The organism is Pseudomonas rossensis (assembly GCF_039888995.1).
Lineage (GTDB): Bacteria > Pseudomonadota > Gammaproteobacteria > Pseudomonadales > Pseudomonadaceae > Aquipseudomonas > Aquipseudomonas rossensis.
Map to the genome: position 1 here is coordinate 1 of NZ_JBBWCB010000085.1, position 26,944 is coordinate 26,944.

17 protein-coding genes and 5 pseudogenes are annotated in these 26,944 nt (G+C 60.0%); 17 read left to right on the forward strand and 5 right to left on the reverse strand.

Going from position 1 to position 26,944, the window contains the following annotated elements:
* Positions 1-224 precede the first annotated feature (224 nt).
* Positions 225-1,241 (reverse strand): AraC family transcriptional regulator, encoded by a 1,017-nt coding sequence (locus tag WLY71_RS20545; RefSeq protein WP_347804998.1) that lies wholly within the window; start codon positions 1,239-1,241, stop codon positions 225-227.
* Between the two features lie 154 nt (positions 1,242-1,395).
* Here WLY71_RS20545 and WLY71_RS20550 point away from each other — a divergent pair.
* From WLY71_RS20550 to WLY71_RS20575, 6 genes and pseudogenes are all read left to right on the forward strand, one after another.
* Positions 1,396-3,079: pseudogene (locus WLY71_RS20550) on the forward strand (molecular chaperone HscC).
* On the forward strand, positions 3,076-4,755 hold the full coding sequence (locus tag WLY71_RS20555) for a J domain-containing protein (protein ID WP_347804999.1): 1,680 nt from the start codon (positions 3,076-3,078) through the stop codon (positions 4,753-4,755). The pseudogene WLY71_RS20550 and the gene WLY71_RS20555 overlap by 4 nt, the downstream one beginning before the upstream one ends.
* Positions 4,752-5,759, forward strand: coding sequence for a DUF3829 domain-containing protein (locus tag WLY71_RS20560; protein WP_347805000.1), 1,008 nt, complete (start codon positions 4,752-4,754; stop codon positions 5,757-5,759). Before WLY71_RS20555 ends, WLY71_RS20560 begins: the two co-directional genes overlap by 4 nt.
* 117 nt (positions 5,760-5,876) lie before the next feature.
* Positions 5,877-6,215: pseudogene (locus tag WLY71_RS20565) on the forward strand (FTR1 family protein); the annotation flags it as partial.
* A gap of 2 nt (positions 6,216-6,217) precedes the next feature.
* A pseudogene (locus WLY71_RS20570) lies at positions 6,218-6,704 on the forward strand (Dyp-type peroxidase); the annotation flags it as partial.
* Positions 6,705-7,070: pseudogene (locus tag WLY71_RS20575) on the forward strand (imelysin family protein); the annotation flags it as partial.
* Between the two features lie 105 nt (positions 7,071-7,175).
* Here WLY71_RS20575 and pssA read toward each other — a convergent pair.
* Entirely contained in the window at positions 7,176-8,519 is a 1,344-nt protein-coding gene (gene pssA / locus WLY71_RS20580; protein WP_347805001.1) for a CDP-diacylglycerol--serine O-phosphatidyltransferase, read from the reverse strand.
* A gap of 217 nt (positions 8,520-8,736) precedes the next feature.
* Here pssA and WLY71_RS20585 point away from each other — a divergent pair, with 217 nt between their 5' ends.
* Together WLY71_RS20585 and WLY71_RS20590 are read left to right on the forward strand one after the other, a co-directional pair.
* Complete coding sequence (locus WLY71_RS20585; protein WP_008152706.1) at positions 8,737-9,300, forward strand: TetR/AcrR family transcriptional regulator; 564 nt, start codon at positions 8,737-8,739, stop codon at positions 9,298-9,300.
* A 56-nt stretch (positions 9,301-9,356) separates the two neighbouring features.
* Positions 9,357-9,833, forward strand: coding sequence for a nuclear transport factor 2 family protein (locus WLY71_RS20590; RefSeq protein ID WP_010460010.1), 477 nt, complete (start codon positions 9,357-9,359; stop codon positions 9,831-9,833).
* A gap of 126 nt (positions 9,834-9,959) precedes the next feature.
* Here WLY71_RS20590 and sfnG read toward each other — a convergent pair whose 3' ends face one another.
* Positions 9,960-11,054, reverse strand: coding sequence for a dimethylsulfone monooxygenase SfnG (gene sfnG, locus WLY71_RS20595; protein WP_425589944.1), 1,095 nt, complete (start codon positions 11,052-11,054; stop codon positions 9,960-9,962).
* Positions 11,055-11,423: 369 nt separating this feature from the next.
* Here sfnG and WLY71_RS20600 point away from each other — a divergent pair, with 369 nt between their 5' ends.
* The gene (locus WLY71_RS20600; protein WP_347805003.1) at positions 11,424-12,668 is read left to right on the forward strand and encodes an acyl-CoA dehydrogenase family protein; all 1,245 of its coding nucleotides are present in this window, start codon (positions 11,424-11,426) and stop codon (positions 12,666-12,668) included.
* A gap of 212 nt (positions 12,669-12,880) precedes the next feature.
* A complete protein-coding gene (locus WLY71_RS20605) occupies positions 12,881-13,660 on the forward strand; it encodes a TSUP family transporter (protein ID WP_046046975.1) in 780 nt (259 codons plus the stop codon).
* Here WLY71_RS20605 and nudC read toward each other — a convergent pair.
* Positions 13,628-14,458, reverse strand: coding sequence for an NAD(+) diphosphatase (nudC, locus tag WLY71_RS20610; RefSeq protein WP_347805004.1), 831 nt, complete (start codon positions 14,456-14,458; stop codon positions 13,628-13,630). The two genes, WLY71_RS20605 and nudC, sit on opposite strands and share 33 nt — an antisense overlap.
* A 6-nt stretch (positions 14,459-14,464) precedes the next feature.
* A complete protein-coding gene (locus WLY71_RS20615; RefSeq protein ID WP_347805005.1) occupies positions 14,465-15,277 on the reverse strand; it encodes a crotonase/enoyl-CoA hydratase family protein in 813 nt (270 codons plus the stop codon).
* A gap of 559 nt (positions 15,278-15,836) precedes the next feature.
* On the opposite strand from WLY71_RS20615, the gene glgA reads away from it, so the two are divergent.
* The 7 genes and pseudogenes from glgA to WLY71_RS20650 form a co-directional block, all read left to right on the forward strand.
* On the forward strand, positions 15,837-17,423 hold the full coding sequence (glgA, locus tag WLY71_RS20620) for a glycogen synthase GlgA (RefSeq protein WP_347805006.1): 1,587 nt from the start codon (positions 15,837-15,839) through the stop codon (positions 17,421-17,423).
* Between the two features lie 13 nt (positions 17,424-17,436).
* Positions 17,437-19,233, forward strand: coding sequence for a malto-oligosyltrehalose trehalohydrolase (gene treZ / locus WLY71_RS20625; RefSeq protein ID WP_347805007.1), 1,797 nt, complete (start codon positions 17,437-17,439; stop codon positions 19,231-19,233).
* Positions 19,230-21,308, forward strand: coding sequence for a 4-alpha-glucanotransferase (malQ, locus tag WLY71_RS20630; RefSeq protein ID WP_347805008.1), 2,079 nt, complete (start codon positions 19,230-19,232; stop codon positions 21,306-21,308). The genes treZ and malQ overlap by 4 nt, the downstream gene beginning before the upstream one ends.
* Positions 21,305-24,097 (forward strand): malto-oligosyltrehalose synthase, encoded by a 2,793-nt coding sequence (locus WLY71_RS20635; protein ID WP_347805009.1) that lies wholly within the window; start codon positions 21,305-21,307, stop codon positions 24,095-24,097. Before malQ ends, WLY71_RS20635 begins: the two co-directional genes overlap by 4 nt.
* A 21-nt stretch (positions 24,098-24,118) precedes the next feature.
* Positions 24,119-24,436 carry a DUF2934 domain-containing protein gene (locus WLY71_RS20640; RefSeq protein ID WP_347805010.1) on the forward strand — a complete coding sequence of 106 codons (318 nt, stop codon included), beginning with the start codon at positions 24,119-24,121 and terminating at the stop codon, positions 24,434-24,436.
* A gap of 130 nt (positions 24,437-24,566) precedes the next feature.
* On the forward strand, positions 24,567-26,726 hold the full coding sequence (gene glgX, locus WLY71_RS20645; protein WP_347805011.1) for a glycogen debranching protein GlgX: 2,160 nt from the start codon (positions 24,567-24,569) through the stop codon (positions 26,724-26,726).
* A gap of 1 nt (position 26,727) precedes the next feature.
* Positions 26,728-26,944 (forward strand): annotated as a pseudogene (locus tag WLY71_RS20650) (acyl-CoA dehydrogenase); the annotation flags it as partial.

Below are 26,944 nucleotides of genomic sequence, written 5' to 3' on the forward strand. Positions count from 1 at the left end.
GAAATACTCGCTCCGCGCGGGGCGCGGGACAATGGTCAAAGCTATCAAGTTGCGTGACTGGTTTGGCCAAGATTTGAGAGATGTGGCGCCTGTAAGGGCCTCATCGCGAGCAAGCTCGCTCCCACAGTGGATTTGTGTCAGGTCACCTGTGTGAATCCAACACAAAACCATGTGGGAGCGAGCTTGCTCGCGATGGCGTCAGCACCGACACCAAAGCCCTCGAATCAGTCGGCTTCGTTGAGAATCAGGCTGCGGTAATGCCCCGGATTTGACCCCGACCACTTGCGAAACGCCTTGTAGAACGAGCTGGTATCGGCAAACCCTAAACGCGTGGCAATCTCGGCGAAGCTGATGGCAGGCTCGGCGAGCCAGACAATTGCCAGCTCCTTGCGCACGCTGTCCTTGAGCCCTTGGTAAGTCTGGCCCTCTTCAGCCAGGCGCCGACGCAACGTCGAAGCCGACATGCACAGCTGATGCGCCAGCGCTTCGGTTTCCGGCCAGTGTTCGGCGGGCAGTTGCCGCAAATCGTGCTTGATCCGGCTGGCCAGGCTCTGCGGGTCGCGGTACTTGACCAGAATATTCGCCGGTGCATGGGCCAGGAAACGCTTGAGTTCTTCGGGGCTGCGCTTGATCGGCAAATCCAGGCACTCGGCCGAGAAAATCATCCGCGTGCGCGGCCGGTCGAAACGCAGGTTCTCGGAGAACATCACCTGGTAGTCATCGCAGAAATCAGGCGTCGGGCACCGCAACTCGATGGCCAGGATCGGAATCCGTCGCCCCGCCAGCCAGCAGGCGACGCCGTGGACGATCATCCAGTAAGTGAAATAAGTGAAGGCACGGCGCGGGTCCTGGTCGTCTTCGAGCAGGACGATTTCCGCCAGGCTTTGCTGACGAACCAACTGTGCGGGCATGTGCTCGAGCATCAACGACAAAAAGCTCAAACCCGAGGTAAGGCCGGCGGCCAGGCTCGGCTGGACCATGGAGCAGCGACAGAGAAACTCCAAACTGCCGGATTTGAGTTTGCGCGGGTCCATGCCAAAAAACTCATCGTCCCGGCGCCGGGCCAATAAACGCCACAGCCTTGCATAAGCCGTGGCCGGTACGCGTGCATCGCTGCTTTCGAGCAGTGCCGGATCGATGCCGACTGTGCTCATTACCTCGTCAGTGGTGGCTCCCGGAGCACAACTTTGCAACAGCGCTTCACGCACCAGTTGAATGGAGATGGTGTCTTTTTCCGACATAAACGTCACTCGGGTGCACTGATTAATCTGTCGGCCATCTTAGGCAGCACGGAGTAAAAAGCCAGTCTTGCGCAAAATCCGGCTCAATTACCTGGCCCTGTGGCCGATAGGCTGTTGCTGGGAATTCCCGAATAGACATGGAGTTGCAAACGTTATGATCGTCGGCATTGATTTGGGCACCACCAATAGCCTGGTTGCCGTTTGGCGCAACGGCGCGCCCGAACTGGTTCCCAACGCCCTGGAAAGTCTACTGACCCCAAGCGTGGTGGGCCTTGACGACGAAGGTCGAGTGCTGGTCGGTCAGGCTGCAAAGGAACGTTTGCAGACTCATCCACAGTTGACGGCGGCATTGTTCAAACGACACATGGGCAGCGCTCATGAACTTCGTCTCGGCACCCGATCGTTCCGCCCGGAAGAGCTGTCGGCACTGGTGTTGCGCAGCCTGAAGGAAGACGTCGAACGCCTCTACGGAGAAACTGTCACTGAAGCAGTGATCAGCGTACCCGCCTATTTCAACGACGCTCAACGCAAAGCCACGAAAATCGCTGGCGAATTGGCCGGCCTCAAGGTCGAACGACTGATCAACGAACCGACTGCCGCGGCCCTCGCTTATGGACTGCATCAACGCGACAGCGCCAGTTCGTTTCTGGTGTTCGACCTCGGTGGCGGCACCTTCGATGTGTCGATCCTCGAACTGTTCGACGGCGTCATGGAAGTGCGCGCCAGCGCTGGCGACAACTTTCTCGGCGGCGAAGACTTCGACACCGTGCTGGTTCAGGCCTTTGTCGCCGCACACGCCAACGACGGAACCGACTATCGCCCATCGCCTGCGCCGCGAAGCCGAGCGCGTGCGCCATGCCCTTGGCCAGGCCGACAGCGCGACCTTCGTCCTGCGCCATGGCTCCGGTCAATGGGAGCAGACGTTCACCCAGACACAGTTGGCCGAACTCTGCGCGCCGCTGCTCGTGCGTCTGCGCACACCGATCGAAACCGCGCTGCGCGACGCGCGTATTCGGCCATCGGAGCTGGATGAAGTCCTGCTGGTGGGCGGCACGACCCGCATGCCAATGATCCGGCGGATGGTGGCCGGGTTGTTCGGTCGGTTCCCTTCGATTGCGCTTAACCCGGACGAATCGATTGCGCTGGGTGCAGCGGTGCAGGCAGCCCTGAAGGCACGGGATGCCGCACTCGAAGAGGTGGTGTTGACCGATGTTTGCCCCTACACCTTGGGCATCGAAGTCGCGGTCAGCGTCGGCGAAAGTACGCAAGCGGGTCATTACCTGCCAATTATCGAGCGTAACTGCGTGGTCCCGGTGAGCCGGGTCAAAACCGTCTCGACCCTGCGCCACCATCAGCGCGTTGTGCAGTTGAAGATTTACCAGGGCGAAAGTCGTTGGGTAAAAGAAAATATTTATCTGGGGGAAATGGACATCGAGGTGCCCGTGGCGCCGGCTGGCGAGATCAGCATCGATGTACGCTTCACTTACGATAACAACGGCCTGCTCGAAGCCGAGGCGCTGATAAATCGTACCGGTGAGCGTCGGACCCTAGTGATCGAAAACAATCCCGGTGTACTCGCCCCTAAAGAGATTCAGCAACGCCTGACTGCGCTGGCCAACCTCAAGGTTCATCCGCGCGAGCAACAGGTCAACAGCCTGCTGACTGCGCGCCTTGAACGGCTGTATCAGGAAAGTCTCGGCGATTTGCGCCAACGGCTCGATCACATGGCCAACCGTTTCCAGCAGATGCTCAACACCCAGGACGAACGAGCGATACGCGAACTGCGCTTGCAACTGACGCAACAGCTCGATGAACTGGAACAGGGGCTGTGGCGGTGAATTGCTGGGCCATTCTGGGGCTGGAAGCCGATGCTGACTCACGCAGCATCAAACGCCAATACGCAACGCTTCTCAAGGTACACCGCCCGGATGAAGACCCGACCGGTTTTCAGCGTCTGCGCGAAGCCTACGAGCAGGCGATGGAGTGGAGCCGCCGCGAACCCACGGTTGTACGACAGGCTCTTGCTCCGTCACTTGAAGAGGAGCTCAGTTTCGAGCTGGAACATGTACGGTTTGAACAGCGCGCCGGAGCGCAACAGGCCGAGCAGTTACTGGCAGACGTTACGGTAGAGCGGCTCGATGAACGTCTGGCGCAGGCACGGGTGTCTCACTGCGCCCGAGAGTTCGAAGATCAGTTATTGATGATGTGCCTGTCACCGCGCGACGACGGGATGTTGCTGGCCGCCTGGGGGCTGGTGCAGTTCAACTGGCTCAGTGCCTGGCAACGCCTGGATTTATCCTCGCAAGCGCTGGAGTTGCTGCTTCGCGCTTACTGTAAGCATGTGGAAAAGGACTTGCGCGAGTTGCTTGACGCGGGCCAGGTCGACGCGTTCATCGAGCGCTTTGTGGCGCTCAAACAGGCCGACTGGTTGCAGCCGTTCGAACGCCACGACTGGTTTAATGAAACCCTGGCCCGTTTACTGGTGGATTCGAGCTTCTGGTCGGTCCACGTGTTCGAAACGCTGTGTTCACATCAGCACTGGTACGTCGCCGCGAACGAAGCCGAAATCGAAGGGCGTTGCCCGCCACCTTATTGGACGGCACTGTTGCAGCGCCGAGATGACCAGGTTTTTGTTGAAACCCTGGAACGTCTGGCCGACCTGAATGATCGTGAGCCCCAGAGCCGCGCAGCACGCTTGTTACTGACGCCAATGACCGACACCGAGCGAAGCGCCTTCGCCCGGAGGTTTTTTGAAGCGGACTGGAATGCCTGCCGCACCCTCAGCGAGAAGCTCCAGCGCCTGGGCCCGGCCCGATGCCGCCAAATGCCAAACGGCGATCCATTTTTCTGGAAGCCCCTTGTGCAGCCCCGCCAGGCCAGGCCCATGTTTGCCGGGTTGCTGGGGGCATCACTTACCTGGGCAGCCGGTGAATACCTCAGTGATAAATCGGGTATCGGCGCAAGCTTTGCCGCGATGCTGTTCTGGCTGTGCGTGTTGGCTACGCCGAGCGCGGCATTGTTGTGGGTCTGGTGCCCGATGGCGGACCGGTTCTGGTCATTCGACGTGCGTTTGAGTCGCGCTGTTTCGCCTCGACTCAGCCTCAGACGCCCTGCGCCGCTAGTGCTGCGCGAGTTGCTGCCCAGCTGGTTGATGGGGGCGCTGACATGGGCCTGTTGTGGCGCGGCGGCATTTGCCAGCTACACCGTGGTGCTGCTAGCGCTAGGAGGATTGAGTCGTATCGCCTGGCCGGAAACGCTGCACATCAAGCCTCCCAAGGTTCGGCTGCCCGCTTTGGGACGCGCACCGTCGATTGCTCTGATGATTGGGGTCATTGGTCTGACGCTCCTGTTTTACACCATTGCCAGCAGTCAGTTGATGGGCCCGGATCAAGGATTACAACCTTTTTCCAAACGCAGTTGCAGTGGGCCCCTCGACAGCCGTCAGGAATGCCGGATCGCCCCCACGCAGGAGCAATGGTATGGGCAATCACGCGCGCAGGAGGGTCATCGATGAACAAACGCGTTAAGGCAATCGCAATTACCGCCGTGCTGACAGTCACCTTTCTCGGTATGTTGAGAGAGCATCAAAGCACCCTCCTGACCCCAATTCAGCGCTGGATCCATGAACCCGACCTCGCCGAGCGAGAAAAGTCCATCGCCCTTCGCCCGCCGATTGCCTGCCTCAATTCAGTCGACAGCCGCTGGCGTCACGCCTACACCACCTACCTGAACCGGGACCGCAAAGCCGATCCAACCTTGAAAGCGCGTTTTCCCGAAGACTTCGACCCGATGGTCAGCCTCCGCGAGCGGCTCAACTACCGGAGAGCCAACGATGTTTACATTTGCCGGTTGGACCCAGTGCGAAAAGAGAATCTTCAGAGGTCGGCACCTGAGTTGATACCGTTGCAAAATCGCTTTGAAGTGTCGCTGACGGCGGCCAACCAAGCCGCCGAGAAATTCGATTTTTTCAGCCCCACGCCGCTCTATTCGGTCAGCCCTGCAGATAAGGCCGAGCGCGACAACCTGTTTATCCCGCTAGTCAACGACTACCTCAACGCCTCTGACCACCTGCGCCGTGCGCTTGATACCCAGGATCAAGGTTTGCGACAGGTCCAGTTCGAACAACTAAAGACTCGGGATCAACTCAAGTACGCGCACATCCTCACCTACATGCTCGAAGCGCGAACCCTCATGCTCAAGCTCGACAGCCGTGTTCGCGAACAGACCTTTACCTCCAGTGACCTGAGCGACGCGACACTCAAGCTTCAACAGGGCTGGGACGACGGCACCCATTACTTGCAAGCCAACCCGGCAACCAGCAACGCCGATTACCCGGAAAACATCTGGAACTATGTGCGTTCACCCGGCAAGAACTATCTGGATGCCGTTAACAGGCTGCGCGACGACTGGAAGGCCAACGCCTCGCCACAACAGCTGAGTGATGACTTCGAGCGGATCGGCCGCCGATATGATCAGTTGATCGAGGTGTACAACGATCGGGTGAATCCGCTGTTTTGACGACGCATTGAACAATGCGCTCAGGTTAGGTTCTGCTACATGTCAATGAATGCCATTTGGGAATGAGTGTCATTATTTTACAAATTAGCACCCTATCTAATGACGCCACGGTGCTAAATGCTTGTTCCTTTTCTGATCATGCTGCGCGAAGGGATTGAAGCCGCGCTGATTGTTGGCATCATCGCCAGCTACCTCAAGCAGACGGGTCGAGGCCAGTGGATGCCGGCGGTGTGGATCGGCGTGTTTCTTGCCGCGGCCCTGGCCCTGTTGGTCGGTGGTGGCCTGGAACTGGTCAGTGCCGAGTTCCCGCAGAAGCAACAGGAACTGTTTGAAGGCGTGGTCGGCCTGGTCGCCGTTGGCATTCTCAGCTCCATGGTGTTCTGGATGCGCAAAGTCGCGCGTTCGATCAAACAGTCGCTGCACGTTTCTCTCGATCACGCGCCGACCGGTTCCAAACCGATTGCCGCCACGGCGACCTCAGTGTGCAGTTCTGCTCCAACACCACCGACACCAACATCCACGCCCTGCGCGACATCGTGAAAAACCTACCGGACTTACTGCTGGCGCGTTGGAAACAGGAAGGCTGCGTGCCGCCCCAGGCCCCGGCAAAACCCGGAATGCCTGCGCAAAGTGCGCGCAACTTTCTCGGTTTTCGCGACGGCTCAGCCAACCCCGATTCCAACAATGCCAAGTCAATGGACAGCATCGTCTGGTTTCAGCCCGGCAGCGACGAACCAACCTGGGCGGCCTATGGCAGCTAACAGGCCGTGCGGATCATCCGCAACTTCGTCGAGCGCTGGGACCGCACGCCGCTGCAGGAACAGCAAAGCATTCTCGGCCGGGTCAAGAGCACCGGTGCGGCGATGGGCGGCGATGGGCGGCGAGCATGAAACCCAGGTCCCGGACTATGCCAAGGACCCTGAAGGCAAGTTGACCAAGCTCGACACCCCGGAAAAAGTGGTGGGCGGCGCAGCGGCTCTGCTTGAAGAAGTCGCTGCGACCAAGATCTCCGGTGAAGAAGATCGCTACAGCCACACCGACCTATATGACTTCCAGGGCAACATCGACGGCGCGAAAAAAATCGTCGATCTGTTCCGTCCGCAGATTGAAAAGCAGGACGCGGCCTTCATTGCCAAAGTCGACAAGAACTTCGCGACGGTGAACAAGACGCTGGCCAAGTACAAAACCAAAGACGGCGGTTTCGAGACGTATGACAAGGAGAAGGAAAACGACCGCAAGGCGCTGGTCGGGCCGGTGAATACACTGGCTGAGGATTTGTCGACGTTGCGTGGGAAGTTGGGGCTGAACTAAACGTCGGCGTTGTCTGCGAAAAGATCGCAGCCTTCGGCAGCTCCTACGGGTGTACGTCGTCCCACTGTAGGAGCTGCCGGAGGCTGCGATCTTTTGCTTTAAGCCTTACAGAATGCGATAGAGCAACCGCTCGATCCGCACACGACTCACGCGCTTGAGAAACTTGGCCACCCCCGCCGGGTATTCCAGCAGCGTTTCCAGTTCCTGGTAACGCTCGATGCGGCGAGTGTTCTCGAAAATCTCCGCCAGCTCTTTACGACGCGGCTCCAGCAGTTCGCCTTTCGGATCATCAATCAGCAAGGCGTTTTCCAGGTCGAGTCGGAACGCCCGCGGGTTGAGGTTGTTGCCGGTCAGCAAGGTGTAGCGCTGATCGATCCACATGCCCTTGAGGTGATAGGTGTTGTCGCCGTCACGCCACAGATGCAGGTTCAACTGGCCGCTGTCGACACTGCGATGATGACGCTTGGCGAAACGCCGCAGGCTGATCTCGTAAAGGTACGGCAGCGCCGAAATCACCTTGAACGGTTCGCTCGGCGAGATGTAGAAGTCGTTGGCCGTCTTGTCGCCGACGATGATGTCGATCTTCACGCCCCGCGCCAGTGCCCGATTGATTTCCCGGGTCACTGTCAGCGGCAGGTTGAAGTATGGCGTGCAGATGGTCAGTTGATGCTGAGCGCTGGCGATCAACTCGCAAATCACTCGACTCAGCGGGTTGTTCTTGCCGACACCGAGCAATGGACTGACCGATAAACTGCCCTTTTCCGTGGTGCCTGTCGTGGTGTCATACGCCGCGTGCTTGAGGCGGCTGCGCAAGTCGCCGATGTCGTTGCGCAGGCTGCGGGTGGTTGGCAGGTTCGGCAAATCAAGACGATGCACCGCTTTGGAAGCGATCAGACCGTGCTGAATCAGGTGCTGCATCGAATCGGCCAGGGCGCTGTTCTGCAGCAGGTGATAACGGTCGTAGCGGTATTTGTCGAACTTGTGCAGGTAAACGTTGTTCAGACTCGCGCCGCTGTAGATCACACAGTCCTCGATCACGAAGCCTTTCAAGTGCAGCACGCCGAACAGCTCTCGGGTCTGCACGGGAACGCCATACACCGGCACTTCACTGGCATGAGTCCGGGTGGTTTCCTGATACCAGGCCGAGTTGCCCGGCTGCTTGCCGGCGCCGATCAAGCCGCGCTGGGCGCGCAACCAGTCAACGACCACCACCACGTCCAGTTCCGGACGCGCCAGTTTGGCCGCGTGCAAGGCATCGAGAATTTCCTGGCCGGCTTCATCCTGTTGCAGATAAAGCGCGACGATATAAATGCGCCGGGTGGCGCTGGCGATCTTTTCCAGCAGGCACCGGCGGAACTCGGCAGCGCCGGAAAGAATGGTGACGGCATCGGCGGTCAGCGGAAAACTGCGCAGTTTGGGCAGCAGAGAGCGTTTGAAAAGCGACGGCATAGGGCTCGCAAAAAGGTCGAATCCGAAGAACCCGAGAGCTTACACCATGGATTGCCTTGGGTCTTGTGAGTGTCTGTGAAGGCCCCTTCGCGAGCAGGCTCGCTCCCACATTGAAATGCATTCCCCTGTGGGAGCGAGCCTGCTCGCGAAAGCGATTTTTCAGGCAACACAAAATACCCACTTGACCAAGGAGAACGATCATTCTACTGTTCGCAACATGAACGAAATAACCAGCAACGACACACGCGACATCATTCTGGATGTCACCGAAAAGTTGATCTACAAAAGTGGCATCGCTGCCACCGGGATGGATCTTCTGGTGAAAACCGCCGGCGTCTCCAGAAAGAGTATTTACCGCTACTTCGCCAACAAGGAGGAGCTCACCGTCGCGGCCCTGCAACGCCGAGATGTGCGCTGGATGCACTGGTACAGAAGCGAAGTCGACCAGGCTGAAACACCGGCCGACCGGCTGCTCAACCTGTTTACCGTGCTCAAGGCCTGGTTCGCCTCCGAAGGCTTCCGTGGCTGTGCATTCATCAACACCAGCGGCGAAACCGGCGACCCGCAAGACCCGGTTCGCCTGGTTGCCAAAGACCACAAACAGAAGCTGCTCGACTATGTGCGCGAGCTCTGCACCGAACATGGCGCCACAGACCCGGAGACGCTGGCCAAACAGCTGCTGATCCTGATCGACGGTGCCATTACCGTGGCGCTTGTCATGGGTGATCACAGTGCCGCCGATAATGCGCAATGCATGGCGCGAAAGTTATTGGACCTGTAACACTTTAACCAAGCCCGACAACTTGCTAGAACTTTACTTTGATAGGGAGACTATTAATGTCTAATGCCGAAGTTCGTCCGCCATTGCCGCCATTCACCCGTGAATCGGCCATCGAAAAAGTACGCCTGGCCGAAGACGGCTGGAACTCCCGCGACCCGGAACGGGTGTCGCTGGCCTACACCCTGGACACCAAATGGCGCAACCGCGCCGAGTTTGCCTACAACCGCGAAGAAGCCAAAGGTTTCCTGACGCGCAAATGGGCCAAGGAACTGGATTACCGCCTGATCAAAGAACTTTGGGCCTTTACCGGCAACCGCATCGCCGTGCGTTATGCCTACGAATGGCACGACGACTCGGGCAACTGGTTCCGTTCCTACGGCAACGAAAACTGGGAGTTCGACGAGAACGGTTTGATGGCCAATCGGTTTGCCTGCATCAACGACATGCCAATCAAGGAAAGCGACCGCAAGTTCCACTGGCCGCTGGGCCGTCGCCCGGATGATCATCCAAGCTTGTCCGACCTGGGCCTATAACTTCTGACTTGAAACGATATCCCCCCTGTAGGAGCTGCCGGAGGCTGCGATCTTTTGAGTTTGCTTTTCAAGGGCAAGATCAAAAGATCGCAGCCTTCGGCAGCTCCTACAGGGAGACCGAGGAAATCAGGCTACTGCAGCGGTGTGCGTGACCTGCGCTTTAGCTTCCAGCTCCCTCACCAACGGCAATACCCGCTTACCGAAATACTCCACTTCTTCCTGGAAGTGCAGAAACCCCGCCAACACCAGATCCACGCCCACCGCTTTCAACGCGACGATCCGCTCGGCAATCTGCTGAGGTGTACCGATCAGGTTGGTCTTGAAACCGTCGTTGTACTGCACCAGATCCTCGAATGTCGACTTGGCCCAGTTGCCCTCACCCTCAGGTGACGCCCTGCCCGCTTGCTTCGCCGCATCGCCAAACGCATTCACCGCCTCGGGGTCAGCCTGATCGATGATTTGCGCCAGCACGGCTCGCGCTTCTTCTTCAGTGTCGCGGGCAATGACAAACGCGTTCACGCCGACTTTCACCGAATGATTGTTCGCCGCCGCCTTCGTGCGAATGTCGTCGACCTGGGCCTTGATGCCTTCCGGGGTGTTGCCGTTGGTGAAGTACCAGTCCGAAACCCGTGCCGCCATATCCCGAGCCGCGCGGGAACTGCCACCCTGGAAGATTTCCGGCTGACCCAGCGGTTTGGGTTTAAGGCTGTAGTTGTCGAAGCGGTAGAAGTCACCGCGAAAGGTGAAGTTGTCCTGGCTCCAGATGCCCTTCAGCGAGCGGATGAATTCTTCGGAACGGCGATAACGCTCGTCGTGTTCCAGCCAATGTTCGCCAATCGCCTGGAATTCACCCTTGAACCATCCACTGACAATGTTCACCGCCACCCGTCCGTTAGTCAGTTGGTCGATGGTCGCCAGTTGCTTGGCCGCCAGTGCCGGTTGCCAAGGGCCAGGAAGGATGGCGGCGATCACTTTCAGGTGGGTGGTGGCGGCCAGTAGCGCATGGCTGAAGGCGACGGATTCGTGCTGGTACTCGGCGCCGTAACCGGCGGTGAAGCGGATCTGCGTCAGGGCGTATTCAAACCCCGCCTCCTCGGCCAGTTGCGCCAGTTTGCGGTTGTAGTCGATGCCCCAGTGGGTGCGTTGCTCGATTTTGCTGACCACCAGCCCGCCGCTGACGTTCGGCACCCAGTAGGCAAATTTGACGGCTTGCTGACTCATTGGCATGTCCTCGGGACGTTAGGGAAGTCCTTAGGCAAGAGCAGCAACCGTGCCAGCGCAGAATCGCGACGTGTGACACGACTGCCTTGAGCCGAGCGAGATCCCTGTGGGAGCGGGCTTGCTCCGGGCGGCGTTCCGACGAAAGCGGTGTGCCATTCAACATCTTCGTTAGCTGACATACCGCTTTCGCGAGCAAGCCCGCTCCCACAGGAATCCGGGTGTGTCTGGGGCAATTTGCTGATGCACTGTTGGCGCAGCAACATTTGCAGCCGGGGAAAACCCGTACAAGCCCGTAATGACAGGCCTTTGAATTCGGCATGGACCGTGCAATCCCCAGTGACATCCACTGCCGATCCAAGGAGCCGTCCCATGACCGAACACCAGGTAATCAATCCGCTGTCCACTGGCACTGACTATGAAGCGCTGGCCGCAAGGTTCCGGCCGATTTTCCAACGCATCGCCGCCGGTGCCGTTGAGCGCGAACAGTCCCGCAGCCTTCCGTACGAACCGATTCAGTGGCTCAAGGAAGCCGGGTTTGGCGCGGTGCGGGTTCCGATTGAATATGGCGGTGGCGGCGCCTCCCTGCCACAACTGTTTGAGCTGCTGATCGAATTGGCCGAAGCCGATTCCAACGTCCCTCAGGCCTTGCGCGGGCACTTCGCATTTGCCGAGGATCGCTTGAACTCGGCGCCCGGGCCGGCGCGGGATCTGTGGTTCAAGCGCTTCGTCGACGGTGACATCGCCGGCAATGCCTGGACCGAAATCGGCAGCGTGGCGATTGGCGACGTCATCACCAAAGTCTCGCCTCACGGCGATCAGTGGCGGCTCAACGGCGAGAAGTTCTACAGCACCGGCAGCCTGTTTTCCGACTGGATCGACGTGTACGCGCAACGCAGCGACACTGGCGGCGATGTGATTGCTGCGGTCCGGACCCGCCAACCGGGCATCGTGCAGAGCGATGACTGGGACGGTTTCGGCCAGCGCACCACCGGCAGTGGCACCTCACGGTTTATCGATGCCGACGTGGCGGCCGAGAACATCATCGACTTCGCCACCCGTTTCAAATACCAGACCGCGTTTTATCAGTTGGTACTCCTGGCGACACTGGCCGGGATCGGCCGTGCGGCGTTGCGCGATGTGGCTCACCAGGTACGTGAACGCAAACGCATCTACAGCCATGGCAATGCGCAGCACGTCAGCCAGGATTCGCAAGTGCAGCAAGTGGTCGGTGAAATCGCGGCACTGGTGTATGCGGCCGAGGCCAGCGCCTTGAGGGCTGCACAACCGGCGCAGCGGGCGTATCTGGCGCGATTTTCGGGTGATGAAGCCTTGGAACAAGAAGCGAATGTCGCGGCGGAAATCGAATCGGCCAAGGCTCAGGTGGTGGTGTCGGAGCTGATCCAGCGAGCGACCACAGAGCTGTTCAATGCACTGGGGGCTTCGGATACGCGCGTGGGTAAATCGCTGGACCGGCACTGGCGCAATGCGCGGACGGTGTCGTCGCACAATCCGGTGATCTACAAGGCACGGATTGTCGGGGATTGGGCGATCAACGGGACCGAGCCACCGTTTGTGTGGCAGATCGGGAATGGGCCTGAGCGCAAATCTGACTGACACACATAACACCAACGTAGGAGCTGCCGCAGGCTGCGATCTTTTGACTTTGCCTTTTTAAGATCAAAAGATCGCAGCCTGCGGCAGCTCCTACAGGGTTGCCTGTCGAACAATGGATAGCGCTTGACCGGTCGCCCGCAAGAACGGTTATAGGTAAGATATCGGCCCTTCCCCGCAGCCCTGTCCTGCGCCCCGCCGAATAAGCCGACTCCATGCCTTTCGAACTCAGCGTTGACCTCACCACCCTGGCCATTCTGGCCCTCGTCGCATTCATTGCCGGTTTCATCGACGCCATTGCCGGCGGTGGTGGTCTGTTGACCACTCCGGCGCTGCTGACCGCAGGCCTGCCGCCGCATCTGGTGCTGGGCACCAACAAACTCAGTTCGACGTTCGGCTCGGCCACGGCCAGTTTCACCTTCTACCGACGCAAGCTGTTCCATCCAAGGCAGTGGATGCACGCGATTGTCGGCACCTTGGTGGGCGCGCTGACCGGTGCCGTGGTCGCTCACTACCTGCCGGCGGAATGGCTGAACAAGATGCTCCCGGTGATCGTTTTCGGCTGCGGCGTCTATCTGTTGTTTGGCGGCACGCCGAAAGCGCCGCTGGACAGCGACGCACCGATCAAGAAAAAGTGGCAATCGACCCAAGGCTTCGGCCTCGGGTTTTACGACGGCGTGGCCGGTCCCGGCACGGGTGCGTTCTGGACCGTCAGCACGATGCTGATGTACCCCATCGACTTGGTGAAGGCCAGCGGCGTGGCGCGCAGCATGAACTTCGTCAGCAACATTGCCGCACTGTCGGTGTTCGTGTTTTCCGGGCAGGTGGACTGGATCATCGGCCTGAGCATGGGCCTGTCGGTGATGGTCGGGGCGTTCTTCGGGGCTCGCACCGCCATCAGCGGCGGTGCGAAGTTCATTCGCCCGGTGTTCATCACCGTGGTGCTGGGCTTGACCGTGCGGTTAGCTTGGCAACACTGGTTCAGCGTGGCCTAAGCGCCGCGCTACATAGACGTCGATCAGGTAACGGGCAATCGAGCGTGACGCCGGCAACGGCGGCATGTCGCGTACGTTGAACCACTGGGCGTCTTCGATCTCGTCTTCCTGACACACAATCTCGCCACCGGCGTATTCGGCATGGAAACCCAGCATCATCGAATGCGGGAACGGCCAGCACTGGCTGCCCATGTACTGGATGTTCTTGACCTCGATCTGCACTTCTTCGCGGACTTCGCGAATCAGGCAGTCTTCGGCCGACTCGCCCGGCTCGGCAAACCCCGCCAACGTGCTGTAGACCCCGCTGACAAAGCGTGGCGAACGGGCCAGCAGGACTTCATCGCCCCGGGTCACCAGCACAATCATGCTCGGCGAAATGCGCGGGTAGCTGCGTAAATCACACGGCTCGCAATACATCGCCCGTTCCCGGGTCACTTGGGTCATCGCCTGCCCGCAGTTACCGCAAAAGCGGTGTTCGCGGGCCCAGGTGCCGATTTGCGCGGCATAACCGAGCACTTTGTAGAGCGTATGGTCGCCTTCGAGCATGAACGCCCGCAGGCCTTTCCAGTTGCAGCCCGGCACATCGCTGTGACTGCGCAGCTCCAGTAAATAGACCGGTTCGCCGTCCAGGTGCCCGATGCCATGTTCGGCAAGGATCGACAGGTCCTGGCGCTTGAGCCATTCGCGCGAAAACAGCGCGCCATTGTCATCGAACAGAAAGCCTTCGGGGCTGCGCGCTACCGCCCAGCCGCCGGGCTGGTCGGTGTCCAGTACTGCAGTGGTCCAGCGTGAAGTCATTTTTAATCAATCCAGAAATTCGGGTTTCTGTTTGCTCATATGGGCGGCCATGGCCACGCGCAGATCGGTGGATTGCAGCATGGCGGCGTTCCAGGTGGCGACGTATTCGAGGCCGTCATCGATGCGATGGTCGCGCATGTAGCTGATCATCTCTTTGGTGCCGGTGATCGCAATCGGCGACTTGCTGGCGATCTCGCGGGCTATGCCCATGACTCCGTCGAACAGGCTGGCCGTGTCGCTGTAAACGCGATTGACCAGGCCCATGCCACGCGCTTCTTCGGCACCGAACGCGCGACCAGTGTAAGCCAGTTCACGCAGCATGCCGTCACCGATGATCCGCGGCAAGCGTTGCAAGGTGCCAACGTCGGCAGCCATGCCGATGTCGATTTCCTTGATCGAGAATTGCGCATCTTCGGCGGCGTAACGCATGTCGCAGGCGGATATCAGGTCGATGGCGCCGCCCAGGCAATAACCCTGAACCGCCGCCAGTACCGGTTTGCGGCAATTGTCGACGGCATTGAAAGACGCTTGCAGGGCGAGGATTTTCCGGCGCAGCAGGCGCGCGTTGCGCCCCACGTCCTTGCCCAGCTCATTGGCCACGCCGGCCAGCATCATCAGGTCGATGCCGGAAGAAAAATGCTTTCCCGCACCACTGAGCACCACCACCCGGACTTCGTCGGTGTCGTCGACCCACTGGAAAATCTCAATGATCTCGCTCCAGAACGCGGCATTCATCGAATTGATCTTTTCCGGCCGGTTGATCTGCACATGGGCGATTTTATCGGCCAGTTCGACGGTGAACGCAGTGTACTGAGACATGGCAGTGATCCTTTTACCGGGCAGAAAATGAGGCCCGGACTATAACAAGGCAACATGGCCGGCTGTAAGGCAGCGGTTCGGCCAAAGACGGGACTAACCGCCGCGCACCACAACGGTGCATGAGCATTGCCGCGCTTCGCACATTCATGTGACATCTCGACTTTTTTTTGAGGCAAAACGTTAAAAAACATGCCCTCCGTCGGTGCGTTTCTCTCTCCAAGCGGTACGTCCGTACCTCTTTAAACCGATTGTCGAACAATTTTGCCATCTGGCCTCCCCCGCTCTAAGTTCTGGCCTAGACTCAGTTCCGCGGGGCGAAACCGGCGGGTCACAAAGCGGAAAGAAAGTCGAAACTTTTGCCGCTGGTGACGGGTCAGGTTAAAGGGAGGTGCGTTGCGACTGGTGCAATCCTTGCAATGTCCACTTCAGCCATTCTGCTTCAACGCATTGGCAGCGTTTGCTCACCGATGCGTAGCGCGTTTGCGCCCGGCCACAGGGATTGGCCACGAACAACCGTTTGCCAGACCTAAGAATTAGATCAACAACACGGGAGATTCATATGATCAGTGCGGCTTTAGATATTCAGGGAGAACGTGCTCATCAGCAGGTCGGCGAAACGAGCGCCGTGAGCGCCCTCAGTCACCAATCGATCAGCGTCCCAGGCACCAAGACGCTGGCACCGGTGGCCAGTCAGAATCCCAACAAGAAGAAAGTGCTGTTCGTCACCTCGGAGATCGCCGATCTGGTGAAAACCGGTGGTCTGGGCGACGTTTCCGCAGCGCTGCCGCGAGCCATGGCGCATTTGCACGATGTTCGCGTGTTGATCCCCGGTTACCCGCAAGTGCTGAATAGCGAAAACCCAATTCATATCATTGGTGAGCTCGGTGGTCACGCCGCGTTGCCCCCCTGCAAAATCGGGCGCATGGACATGCCCGACGGTCTGGTCATTTACGTGTTGATCTGCCCCGAACTCTACGAGCGCGAAGGTTCGCCTTACGGTGCCAACAACGGCCGCGACTGGCCGGACAACCACATTCGTTTCGCCCGCCTGGGCCTGGCAGCCGCCGACATTGCCGCTAATCTTGCACAAATTCACTGGTGCCCGGACCTGGTGCACGCCCATGACTGGCCTGCCGGTCTGGCGCCCGCTTACATGCACTGGCGTGGACAGCGCACCCCGACGCTGTTCACCATTCATAACCTCGCCTACCAGGGCGTGACCAGTCTTGGCTCGTGCCCGGAACTGGGTATTCCCATGCATGCCTTGCAACAGGAAGGCATGGAGTTCTACGGCAAGATGTCGTTCCTCAAGGCCGGCATGGCTTATTCGAGCCACATCACCACCGTCAGCGCCACCTATGCCCAGGAAATCACCACCCCGGCCTTCGGCTGCGGTCTCGACGGTTTTCTTGCCGCCAAGACCCAGCAAGGCCTGCTCAGTGGTATTCCCAATGGCATCGATGAAAGCTGGGACGCGGCCACCGACCCCCACCTGTTCTGCCCGTTCAAAATTGGCGATTGGGAAGGCAAAGCGGTCAACGCCGCCCACGTGCGTAAGCTGTTCGGCCTGGACGCCTGCGAAGGTCCGCTGTTCGCTGTGGTTTCGCGACTGGTCTATCAGAAAGGCCTGGACCTGACCGAAGCCGTCTCCGAGTACATCGTCAAATCCGGCGGGCAGATCGCGATCATCGGTCGTGGCGAGCCGGAAGAAGAACAAGCCATGCGCGAACTGGCCCTGCGTTTTCCAGGCCAGATCGGCGTGCGAATCGGTTTCAACGAAACCGACGCCCGTCGCATGTTTGCCGGCAGTGATTTCCTGCTGATGCCTTCGCGTTACGAGCCTTGCGGGCTGAGCCAGATGTACGCCCAGCGCTTCGGTTCGTTGCCGGTGGCACGCAACACCGGCGGTTTGGCCGACACCATTGAAAACGGCGTGACCGGTTTCCTGTTCGACGAATCCACGGCCGAGAGTTATCAGGAAGCCCTGAGCCGGGCCTTCAAGGTTTTTGCCTTCCCCGACCTGCTCAATGCCATGCGCTGCCGGGCCATGGCCGCGCCTTTCAACTGGTGCAAGGCGGTCGAACCGTACGCCGAACTCTACGAAAAACTGGTGACCAAGGCGCTGGGTAAATCGGGCAAACATTAAGAGGTTTTCAACGATGCCGTTACGGACCCTTGAGACCTGGCCCCACGGCGCAATCATGCTGGACGCAGAGCACACGCGTTTTGCCTTGTGGGCGCCAGATGCGTTTTACGTCAGTGTCGAACTGGAAGATGGACAGTCCTTGCCTCTCCTGCCCCAAGCAGATGGCTGGTTCGTGATCAACACCCGCTGCCCCGCCGGCACGCGTTACCGCTACAACATCGACGGTGAGCTGGAGGTGCCCGACCCAGCCTCCCGCGCGCAGGCCGATGATATCGACCGCCACAGTGTGGTGGTCGATCCACTTGCCTATCAATGGCAACACAGCGCCTGGCGCGGGCGCCCGTGGAATGAAGCGGTGATCTACGAATTGCACGTCGGTGCGCTCGGCGGCTTCAGCGAAGTCGAGCAGCACCTGGCGCGCCTGGTGGAGCTGGGCATCAGCGCGATCGAATTGATGCCGCTGGCGCAGTTCCCCGGTGATCGCAATTGGGGTTACGACGGGGTTCTGCCCTACGCGCCCCAAGCCTCCTACGGCACTCCCGAACAACTCAAACACCTGATCGACACCGCCCACGGCCATGGCCTGGCGGTGATTCTCGACGTGGTCTACAACCACTTCGGCCCGGACGGCAATTACCTGCATCGCTACGCCAAGGGCTTCTTCCGCGAAGACAAGCACACCCCCTGGGGTGCGGCCATCGACTTTCGGCGGCGCGAGGTGCGGGACTTCTTCATCGACAATGCGCTGATGTGGTTGCTCGAGTACCGCGTCGATGGTTTGCGCCTGGACGCGGTGCACGCCATCGAAGACCCGGACTTTCTTCAGGAACTGGCGCAAAAGGTTCGCCAGCAAACCGATCCAGCCAGGCATGTGTGGCTGACCGTTGAAAACGAACACAACCAGGCCAGTCTGCTGGAAGAAGGCTTCGACGCGCAGTGGAACGACGACGGCCACAACGCCTTGCACGTGCTGCTGACCGGCGAAACCGACGCCTATTACGCCGACTATGCGCAAAACCCCACCGAACAACTGGCCCGCTGCCTGAGCCAGGGCTTCGTGTTTCAAGGCCACGTGACCCGTCACGGTACAACCCGTGGCGAGCCCAGCGGTCACTTGCCGCCCAGTGCTTTCGTGCTGTTTCTGCAAAACCACGACCAGATCGGTAACCGCGCCTTGGGCGAACGGCTGCATCAACTGGCCAACCCCGATGCGCTTAAGGCAGCCACCGCATTACTACTGTTGTCACCGATGATCCCGCTGATGTTCATGGGCGACGAGTTCGCCGCCGAGCAACCGTTCCTGTTCTTCACCAGCCATCACGGTGAACTCGCGGAGTTGGTCCGCGAGGGACGACGTAACGAGTTTGCAGCGTTCAGCGCGTTTGCTGATCCGCACAAACGCGAGCAGATTCCCGACCCCAACGCGCGCCAGACCTTCGAGGCTTCACGCCCCGATCTGACATCAACCCGACAACCCACCGTGCACGATCTGTATCGCCAACTGTTGCAGATCCGCCATCAGCAGATCATTCCCCGCCTCCCCGGTGCTCAAGCACTGGGCGCCGAGGTGCTGGCCGCCGGCGCAATAACGGCGCGCTGGCGACTGGGCGATGGCAGCCTGCTGTGCATCGACCTGAACCTCAGCGATACACCTGTGGTCCACTCCCCACAGGCCGACGCTTCGTTGTTGTTCGAATACCCGCCACAGTCAGCCGGTCTGTTGGATCAGGGCACGCTTGCCCCGTATTGCGCGCTAGTCAGCCTCACGGCCGCAGCCCCTTTGCTAACCCCGGATGGAGAGCGCCCATGAGCGATGCGCAACTGGAAATACTGGCCAGCCGAGCTGGCCTGGCTGTCGACTGGATCGACGCCAACGGCCGCCCACAGAAAGTCGCCCCATCAGTGTTACGCAACGTCCTCACCGGTCTCGGCCACCCGGCCGGCAGCGCCCAGGAAATCGACGCCAGCCTGCTGGAACTGCAGCAGGTGCAACAGACCCGACACCTGCCGCCGCTGCTGACCGCAGACTTCGGTGTTGGCCTCAGCCTGGCGCATTACTTTGAGCCCGAAACACCGTGCGAAATCCACCTTGAAGATGGCTCGCGACTTAATTTAAAACTGGATGCCGAGGCGATACTGCCCGGCCTGGTCCCGGTCGGTTATCAACACGTCAGCATCGACGGACAACAATTTACCTTGGCCGTGGCACCGACGCGCTGCTACAGCGTCGGCGATGCCGTCGACAGTCCGATCCCCCGCGCCTGGGGCCTGAGCGTGCAGCTGTACTCGCTGCGTCGTCCGGGCGATGGCGGTTTCGGCGATACCCAGGCGCTGGAAGACCTGGCTCGGGTGGCCGGCGAACGCGGTGCCGAAGCATTGGCGATCAGTCCGCTGCATGCAATGTTCGGCAGCGACACCCAGCGTTACAGCCCTTATTCGCCGTCCAGCCGTTTGTTTCTCAACAGTCTGTACGCCGCACCGGGCGCCATACTGGGTGAACGAGCGTTGCGCACCGCGATTGATGCAACCGGCCTCGCTGAAGAACTCAAGCACCTCGAAGCATTACCGTTGATTGATTGGCCGGTGGCGGCCGAAGCCAAGCATCGTCTGTTGCAGGCGTTGTACGAAGGCTTTGTCCAGGGGGAACACCCGTTGCATGCCGACTTCAGCAGCTTCCGCCACGCCGCTGGCGAAGCCCTGGAAAACCACTGCCGCTTCGAAGCCATTCAAGAAGCCCGCGCCGCCAAGGGCGAAAGTCTCGACTGGCGGCAGTGGCCCGAGCAATGGCAAAACCCGCGCAGCGCTGCCCTGGCCGAATTCGCCGAAGAGAACGCCGGACGCATCGGCTTCTTTGCCTTTTGCCAATGGCTGATCACGCGCTGCCTGGAGCGCGCACAAACCGCCGCCCGCAGCGCCGGCATGAGCATTGGCCTGATCGCCGATCTGGCGGTGGGTGCCGATGGCGGTGGCAGTCAGGCCTGGAGTCGTCAGGACGAGTTGCTCGCCTCGCTGACCGTAGGTGCACCACCGGACATCCTCAACCGCACCGGTCAGGGCTGGGGGATTTCCGCGTTCTCGCCCGAAGGTCTGATGCGCAATGGATTTCGTGCCTTCATCGAAATGCTCCGTGCCAATTTTGCTCACGCCGGAGGCCTGCGCATCGATCACGTCATGGGCCTGCAACGGCTGTGGGTAATCCCCAATGGCGCGTCACCCGCCGACGGCGCCTACCTCTATTACCCGGTGGACGACCTGCTGCGTTTGCTGACTCTCGAGTCCCATCGTCATCAGGCCATCGTCCTCGGTGAAGACCTCGGCACCGTGGCCGATGGTTTGCGAGAAAAGCTCATCGCCCGTTCGATCCTCGGCATGCGCGTGCTGCTGTTCGAACAGGACAACGCGCACTTCAAAACCATTCTCGACTGGCCGGACAACGCCCTCGCGACCACGAGTACCCATGACCTGCCGACGCTCAATGGCTGGTGGCATGGCCGCGATATCGACTGGAACGCCCGTCTGGGCCTGGTCGACGCCCCGGGTGAAATCGAATGGCGCCACCACCGCGAACGCGAGCGCGAAGGCCTGCGCCGGGTGTTGAGCGAGGACCCGCAGAACTTTCGCGAAGAGTCCCATGAAACCGATCAGGTGCTCGACGCCGCGATACGTTTCCTCGGTCATACCCGTGCGCCGCTGGTGTTGCTGCCGTTGGAAGATGCCTTGGGCATCGAGCAGCAGGCCAACTTGCCCGGCACCACCGACACGCACCCCAACTGGTCCCGACGCTTGCCCGGCGACAGTGAAGCCTTGCTCGATGACCCGGACGCCGCCCGGCGCCTGGAACTGCTCGCCTGTGCGCGGCTTCAGGCGGCCGAGCGTGACCAATGAAGCAAACGCTTATCCAACCGCTGCGGGCGACCCTGCGGCTGCAGTTCCATAAAGACTTCACGCTGGACGATGCGGTGCCGCTGGTGCCGTACTTCGCCAGCCTCGGCATCAGCCATGTCTATGCGTCACCCCTGCTGAGCGCCCGCGCCGGCTCCATGCATGGCTACGACGTCGTGGACCCGACCACGGTCAACCCGGAACTGGGTGGCGAAGCGGCGCTGCGGCGTTTGGTCAGCGCATTGCGCGAGCAGAACATGGGGCTGATCCTCGACATCGTCTCCAACCACATGGCTGTCGGCGGTGGCGATAATCCCTGGTGGCAGGATTTGCTGGAATGGGGACGCCTGAGTCCTTATGGCGAGTTCTTCGATATCCAGTGGCATTCACCCGACCCGTTGATGGAAGGCCAGTTGTTGCTGCCCTTCCTCGGCAGCGACTACGGCATCGCCTTGCAGGACGGCACCCTGCCCCTGCGCTTCGATGCGCAAAAGGGCGCGTTTTATGTCGAGCACTATGAGCATCACTTCCCGATCTGCCCGACGAATTACGGCGAACTGCTCAGAACCGATGACCCGCTGACCGCCGAATCGCTCAAGTCGCTCAAGTCGCTGGCAGACCGCTTCAGCACCTTGAGCTACCAGATCGACGCCCACAGTCTGGCGATGCCGCTGAAAGCAGAGCTGCGTGAACTGGCCAATGATCCGGCGATTCTGCAGGCCATCCAGCAAAACCTCAGCGCTTACGACTCGCTCACCGCCGAATGTTTCCAGCGCCTGCACCTGTTGCTTGAACGCCAAAGCTATCGCCTGGCCAGTTGGCGCACGGCGGCAGATGACATCAACTGGCGGCGTTTTTTCGATATCAACGAACTGGGTGGCTTGCGGGTTGAACGCCCCGCCGTGTTCGAAGCCACCCACGCAAAAATCTTCGAGCTGGTAGCCGAAGGACTGGTTGACGGTTTGCGCATCGACCACATCGACGGTCTCGCCGACCCTCGGGGTTACTGCCGCAAATTGCGGCGGCGGGTCGACAGCCTGTCGCCGGATCGGCACCTGCCGATCTACGTCGAGAAAATTCTCGGCGAAGGTGAAACCCTGCACCGTGACTGGTCGGTGGATGGCACCACGGGTTACGAGTTCATGAATCAGTTGTCGCTGCTGCAACACGCTCCGGAAGGCGCCGATACCTTGGGCGAGCTGTGGAATCGTCACAGCGAACGGCCCGCCGATTTCCGTCAGGAAGCGCAACTGGCCCGTCAGCAGATCCTCAACGGTTCCCTCGCCGGAGACTTCGAAAGCGTCGCCCAGGCCCTGTTGCAAGTGGCCCGGGATGACCTGATGACCCGCGACCTGACCCTCGGTGCGATCCGTCGGGCGTTGCAGGAACTGATCGTGCATTTCCCGGTGTACCGCACCTATATCAGCCCCCGTGGGCGTTCCGCTGAAGACGATGTGTTTTTCCAGCAAGCCATGGACGGTGCCAGGCTTACCCTCGGCGAGACCGACTGGCCGGTACTCGATTGCCTGGCCCGCTGGCTGGGCGGTGAATCATGGCGCAAACGCTCGTTGGGCCGGCCGCGCAAGATGCTCAAGCATGCCTGTGTGCGTTTTCAGCAACTGACGTCGCCGGCGGCGGCGAAGGCCGTGGAAGACACCGCGTTCTATCGTTCAGCGACGTTGCTGTCGCGCAATGATGTGGGCTTCAGCACCGAGCAGTTCAGCGCGCCGGTGGCCGATTTCCATGCGGCTTGCATCAACCGTCTTGAAGCGTTCCCCGATAATTTGCTGGCCACCGCGACCCACGACCATAAACGCGGCGAAGACACCCGCGCGCGCCTGGCGGTGCTGAGCGAGCGCAGTGCCTGGTACGCCGAGCAAGTCCCGCTCTGGCGGACCCTCGCCCGCCCCCTGCGCGACGACGACCAGATGCCGACTGCGGGCGATGAGCTGATCCTCTATCAAGCGATACTCGGCAGTTGGCCGCTCGATGTGCGCAGTGACGATCAAACAGCCTTGGAGAACTACACTCAACGGCTGTGGCAATGGCAACAGAAAGCCTTGCGCGAAGCCAAGTTGCAAAGCAGCTGGAGCGCGCCGAACGAGGCTTACGAACAAGCGGTTCAGCAGTTCCTGCAACGTCTGCTTCTGAACCCCGAAGGTGAACTGCTACGCGCTGCCCTCGGCAAAGCCGCCAAGAGCATCGCCGTCCCCGGCGCCCTCAATGGATTGGCGCAAACCTTGCTGCGCATGACCGTGCCGGGGGTACCAGACCTTTATCAGGGCAACGAGTACTGGGACTTCTCACTGGTCGATCCAGACAACCGCCGGCCGGTGGATTACACCAGCCGTCAGCAGTCCATGCAGACGCCATTGGAACTGCCCGAATTGTTGGCTAACTGGCGTGACGGGCGCATTAAACAAGCGCTGATCGCTCATGTGTTGAACCTGCGGCTCGAACACACCGAGCTGTTTCGGCGAGGGACGTATCAAGCCCTTGAAGTCGTCGGCAGCGAGGCTCACCGGGTGCTCGCATTTGCTCGCTCGCTGGAAGGAAAACGCGCCATCGTGATCGTACCGATACGCTGCGCCGAACTGCTGAAAAACAGTGCCGAACCCCGGATTGACGCGCCGCTGTGGGGCGATACACGGGTCAAATTACCGTTCACCGCCCCTGATGAAAATTTGAAGGGACTTTTTTCAAGCACAACAGTCACACCCCAAAGGGAGCTGAACATCAGCGCCGCGCTAGGGGATTTCTCAATCAATGTTTTTATCCAAACTACCCCTTGAGTTCAGTTCAGGAGCATTGCGATGAGTACCAACGATAAACGCATCCGCGAATTTGCCTATCAGATCTGGGAATCGGAAGGAAAACCCGAGGGCCAGGACGCTCGCCACTGGGAGATGGCCCGCAAACTGGCTGAAGCCGAAGCCCTGGCACCGAGCAAATCGCCGAAGGCCGCTGGCAGCAAAACCGCCGGCACCAAGGCCCCTGCCAGCAAAGCCAATGGCAAGGCAGCGGAGCCAAAAACCAAAGCCAAGCCCGCAGCTGCCTCCAAGGTGATCCCGCCGGGCGAAAAAGCCAACGAGAAAAAGCCTCGAGCAGCGCGTAAACCGCCCGCTGTCTGACGCCTCTCCCCTGTGTCCTGATTGACCTCGTGGCGAGCTTTCTCGCCACCGAGGGCTCGCTCGCCCTCAAAAAAAACCAGAGCCCCGACTTTTTATAATTGAGTAATGTCCCCCCTTTGCAGGAGCACCCATGACCAGTCCAAAGAAAGCCGCGCAAGAACCTCAGGTCGAGGCCTCGCGAATCCGTGAAGGCTTGCCCTTCCCGCTGGGCGCGAACTGGGATGGCCTAGGGGTCAACTTTGCCTTGTTTTCCGCCAACGCCACCAAGGTCGAGCTGTGCATCTTCGATGATGCCGGCGAGGTCGAGCTGGAACGCATCGAGCTGCCGGAATACACCGACGAGATCTACCACGGCTACCTGCCCGACGCGCATCCGGGGATGATCTACGGCTACCGTGTCTACGGCCCGTACGATCCGGCTAACGGTCATCGCTTCAACAACAACAAACTGCTGATCGACCCCTACGCCAAACAACTGGTCGGCCAGTTGAAATGGTCCGAAGCCCTGTTCGGCTACACCATCGGCCACCCCGACGCCGACCTCAGCTTCGATGAACGGGACAGCGCGCCCTTCGTGCCCAAGTGCAAAGTGATCGACCCGGCCCACACCTGGGGCCACGACCATCGGGTCAGCGTGCCGTGGGACAAGACCATCATTTATGAGACTCACGTGCGCGGTATCAGCATGCGTCATCCCTCCGTCCCCGAGAATGTGCGCGGCACCTTCGCCGGGTTGATGGTCGATGACGTGCTGGAACACATCCGCAAACTCGGCGTGTCGACTGTCGAATTGCTGCCGATTCATGCCTTCGTCAACGACCAGCATCTGTTGCACAAAGGCATGACCAACTACTGGGGCTACAACAGCATCGCGTTCTTCGCCCCCGACCCGCGCTACCTGGCCAGTGGCAAGATCGCCGAGTTCAAGGAGATGGTTGCGCACCTGCACGAAGCCAATCTTGAAGTGATCCTCGACGTGGTCTACAACCACACCGCCGAGGGCAACGAACAAGGCCCTACCCTGTCCATGCGCGGCATCGACAACGCCTCCTACTACCGTTTGATGCCCGACGACAAGCGCTTCTACATCAACGATTCCGGCACCGGCAACACCCTGGACCTGAGTCACCCGTGCGTGCTGCAAATGGTCACCGACTCCTTGCGCTACTGGGCCTCGGAAATGCACGTGGACGGTTTCCGCTTCGACCTGGCGACCATTCTCGGGCGTTACCACGATGGCTTCGACGAACGTCACAGCTTCCTTGTGGCCTGCCGTCAGGACCCGGTGCTGCGCCAGGTGAAGATGATTGCAGAAGCCTGGGACTGTGGCCCCGGTGGCTATCAGGTCGGTAACTTTCCGCCGGGCTGGGTCGAGTGGAATGACAAATTCCGCGACACCGTGCGTGCGTTCTGGAAAGGTGACGATGGCCAACTGGCGGACTTCGCCAGTCGCATGACCGCCTCCGGCGAGATGTTCAATCAGCGTGGCCGGCGGCCTTATGCCTCGGTGAACTTCGTCACCGCCCACGACGGTTTCACCCTTAACGACCTGGTGTCATACAACGACAAACACAACGAAGCCAACGACGAGAACAATCAGGACGGCAGCAACAACAACCTGTCCTGGAACCACGGCGTCGAAGGCCCGACCGACGATCCCGAGATCAATGAACTGCGTCAGCGCCAGATGCGCAACTTCTTCGCCACCCTGCTGCTGTCCCAAGGTACGCCCATGCTGGTGGCCGGCGACGAATTCGCCCGAACCCAGGAAGGCAACAACAACGCCTATTGCCAGGACAGCGAGATCGGTTGGGTCAATTGGGACCTGAGCGACGACGGCAAGGCCCTGCTCAAGTTCGTCAAACGGCTGATCAAGTTGCGCCTGGCCTACCCGATACTGCGTCGCGGTCGGTTCCTGGTGGGCAACTACAACGAGGACATCGGCGTCAAGGACGTCACCTGGCTCGCGCCGGATGGCAGCGAAATGTCCATCGAACAATGGGAAGAAGGCCATGGCCGCTGCCTCGGGATGCTGATGGATGGCCGCGCCCAGGAAACCGGTATCCGCCGCAAGGGCGCCGACGCCACCTTGCTGTTGGTGGTCAACGCGCATCACGACATCGTCAATTTCCTGCTTCCGGAAGTGCCCGACGGCGGTTTCTGGACCTGCATGATCGACACCAATCAACCGTCGATTCGGGGTCAGGAACGCTTCGAGTTCGATCACGAATATTCGGTCACTGGCCGTTCGCTGCTGCTGTTCGAATTGCAGCGTGAGGAAGAAGAGTGAAATGGACCTTCAGGGATTTCTCCAGCATCAGCCCGCGGATTACGCCGACACGCAAGCGTTAGGCCGGTGTCTGCGAGCGCTGGTGGAGGCGGGTCTGGACCAGCTTCCGCTGCCCGGCGGAGGTCAGTCACTGGAAAGGTTTCAGCGTCTGGCCGAGGTCGGCGCTCATGATCTGGGGTTGTGCAAGTTGTATGAGGGCCATTCCGACGCCCTGGCGA

Coding starts and splice junctions, on each gene's coding strand:
- WLY71_RS20545 (WP_347804998.1), bottom strand. CDS start 1,241: ATGTCGGAAAAAGACACCATCTCCATTCAACTGGTGCGTGAAGCGCTG.
- WLY71_RS20560 (WP_347805000.1), top strand. CDS start 4,752: ATGAACAAACGCGTTAAGGCAATCGCAATTACCGCCGTGCTGACAGTC.
- pssA (WP_347805001.1), bottom strand. CDS start 8,519: ATGCCGTCGCTTTTCAAACGCTCTCTGCTGCCCAAACTGCGCAGTTTT.
- WLY71_RS20585 (WP_008152706.1), top strand. CDS start 8,737: ATGAACGAAATAACCAGCAACGACACACGCGACATCATTCTGGATGTC.
- WLY71_RS20590 (WP_010460010.1), top strand. CDS start 9,357: ATGTCTAATGCCGAAGTTCGTCCGCCATTGCCGCCATTCACCCGTGAA.
- sfnG (WP_425589944.1), bottom strand. CDS start 11,054: ATGAGTCAGCAAGCCGTCAAATTTGCCTACTGGGTGCCGAACGTCAGC.
- WLY71_RS20600 (WP_347805003.1), top strand. CDS start 11,424: ATGACCGAACACCAGGTAATCAATCCGCTGTCCACTGGCACTGACTAT.
- WLY71_RS20605 (WP_046046975.1), top strand. CDS start 12,881: ATGCCTTTCGAACTCAGCGTTGACCTCACCACCCTGGCCATTCTGGCC.
- nudC (WP_347805004.1), bottom strand. CDS start 14,458: ATGACTTCACGCTGGACCACTGCAGTACTGGACACCGACCAGCCCGGC.
- WLY71_RS20615 (WP_347805005.1), bottom strand. CDS start 15,277: ATGTCTCAGTACACTGCGTTCACCGTCGAACTGGCCGATAAAATCGCC.
- glgA (WP_347805006.1), top strand. CDS start 15,837: ATGATCAGTGCGGCTTTAGATATTCAGGGAGAACGTGCTCATCAGCAG.
- treZ (WP_347805007.1), top strand. CDS start 17,437: ATGCCGTTACGGACCCTTGAGACCTGGCCCCACGGCGCAATCATGCTG.
- malQ (WP_347805008.1), top strand. CDS start 19,230: ATGAGCGATGCGCAACTGGAAATACTGGCCAGCCGAGCTGGCCTGGCT.
- WLY71_RS20635 (WP_347805009.1), top strand. CDS start 21,305: ATGAAGCAAACGCTTATCCAACCGCTGCGGGCGACCCTGCGGCTGCAG.
- WLY71_RS20640 (WP_347805010.1), top strand. CDS start 24,119: ATGAGTACCAACGATAAACGCATCCGCGAATTTGCCTATCAGATCTGG.
- glgX (WP_347805011.1), top strand. CDS start 24,567: ATGACCAGTCCAAAGAAAGCCGCGCAAGAACCTCAGGTCGAGGCCTCG.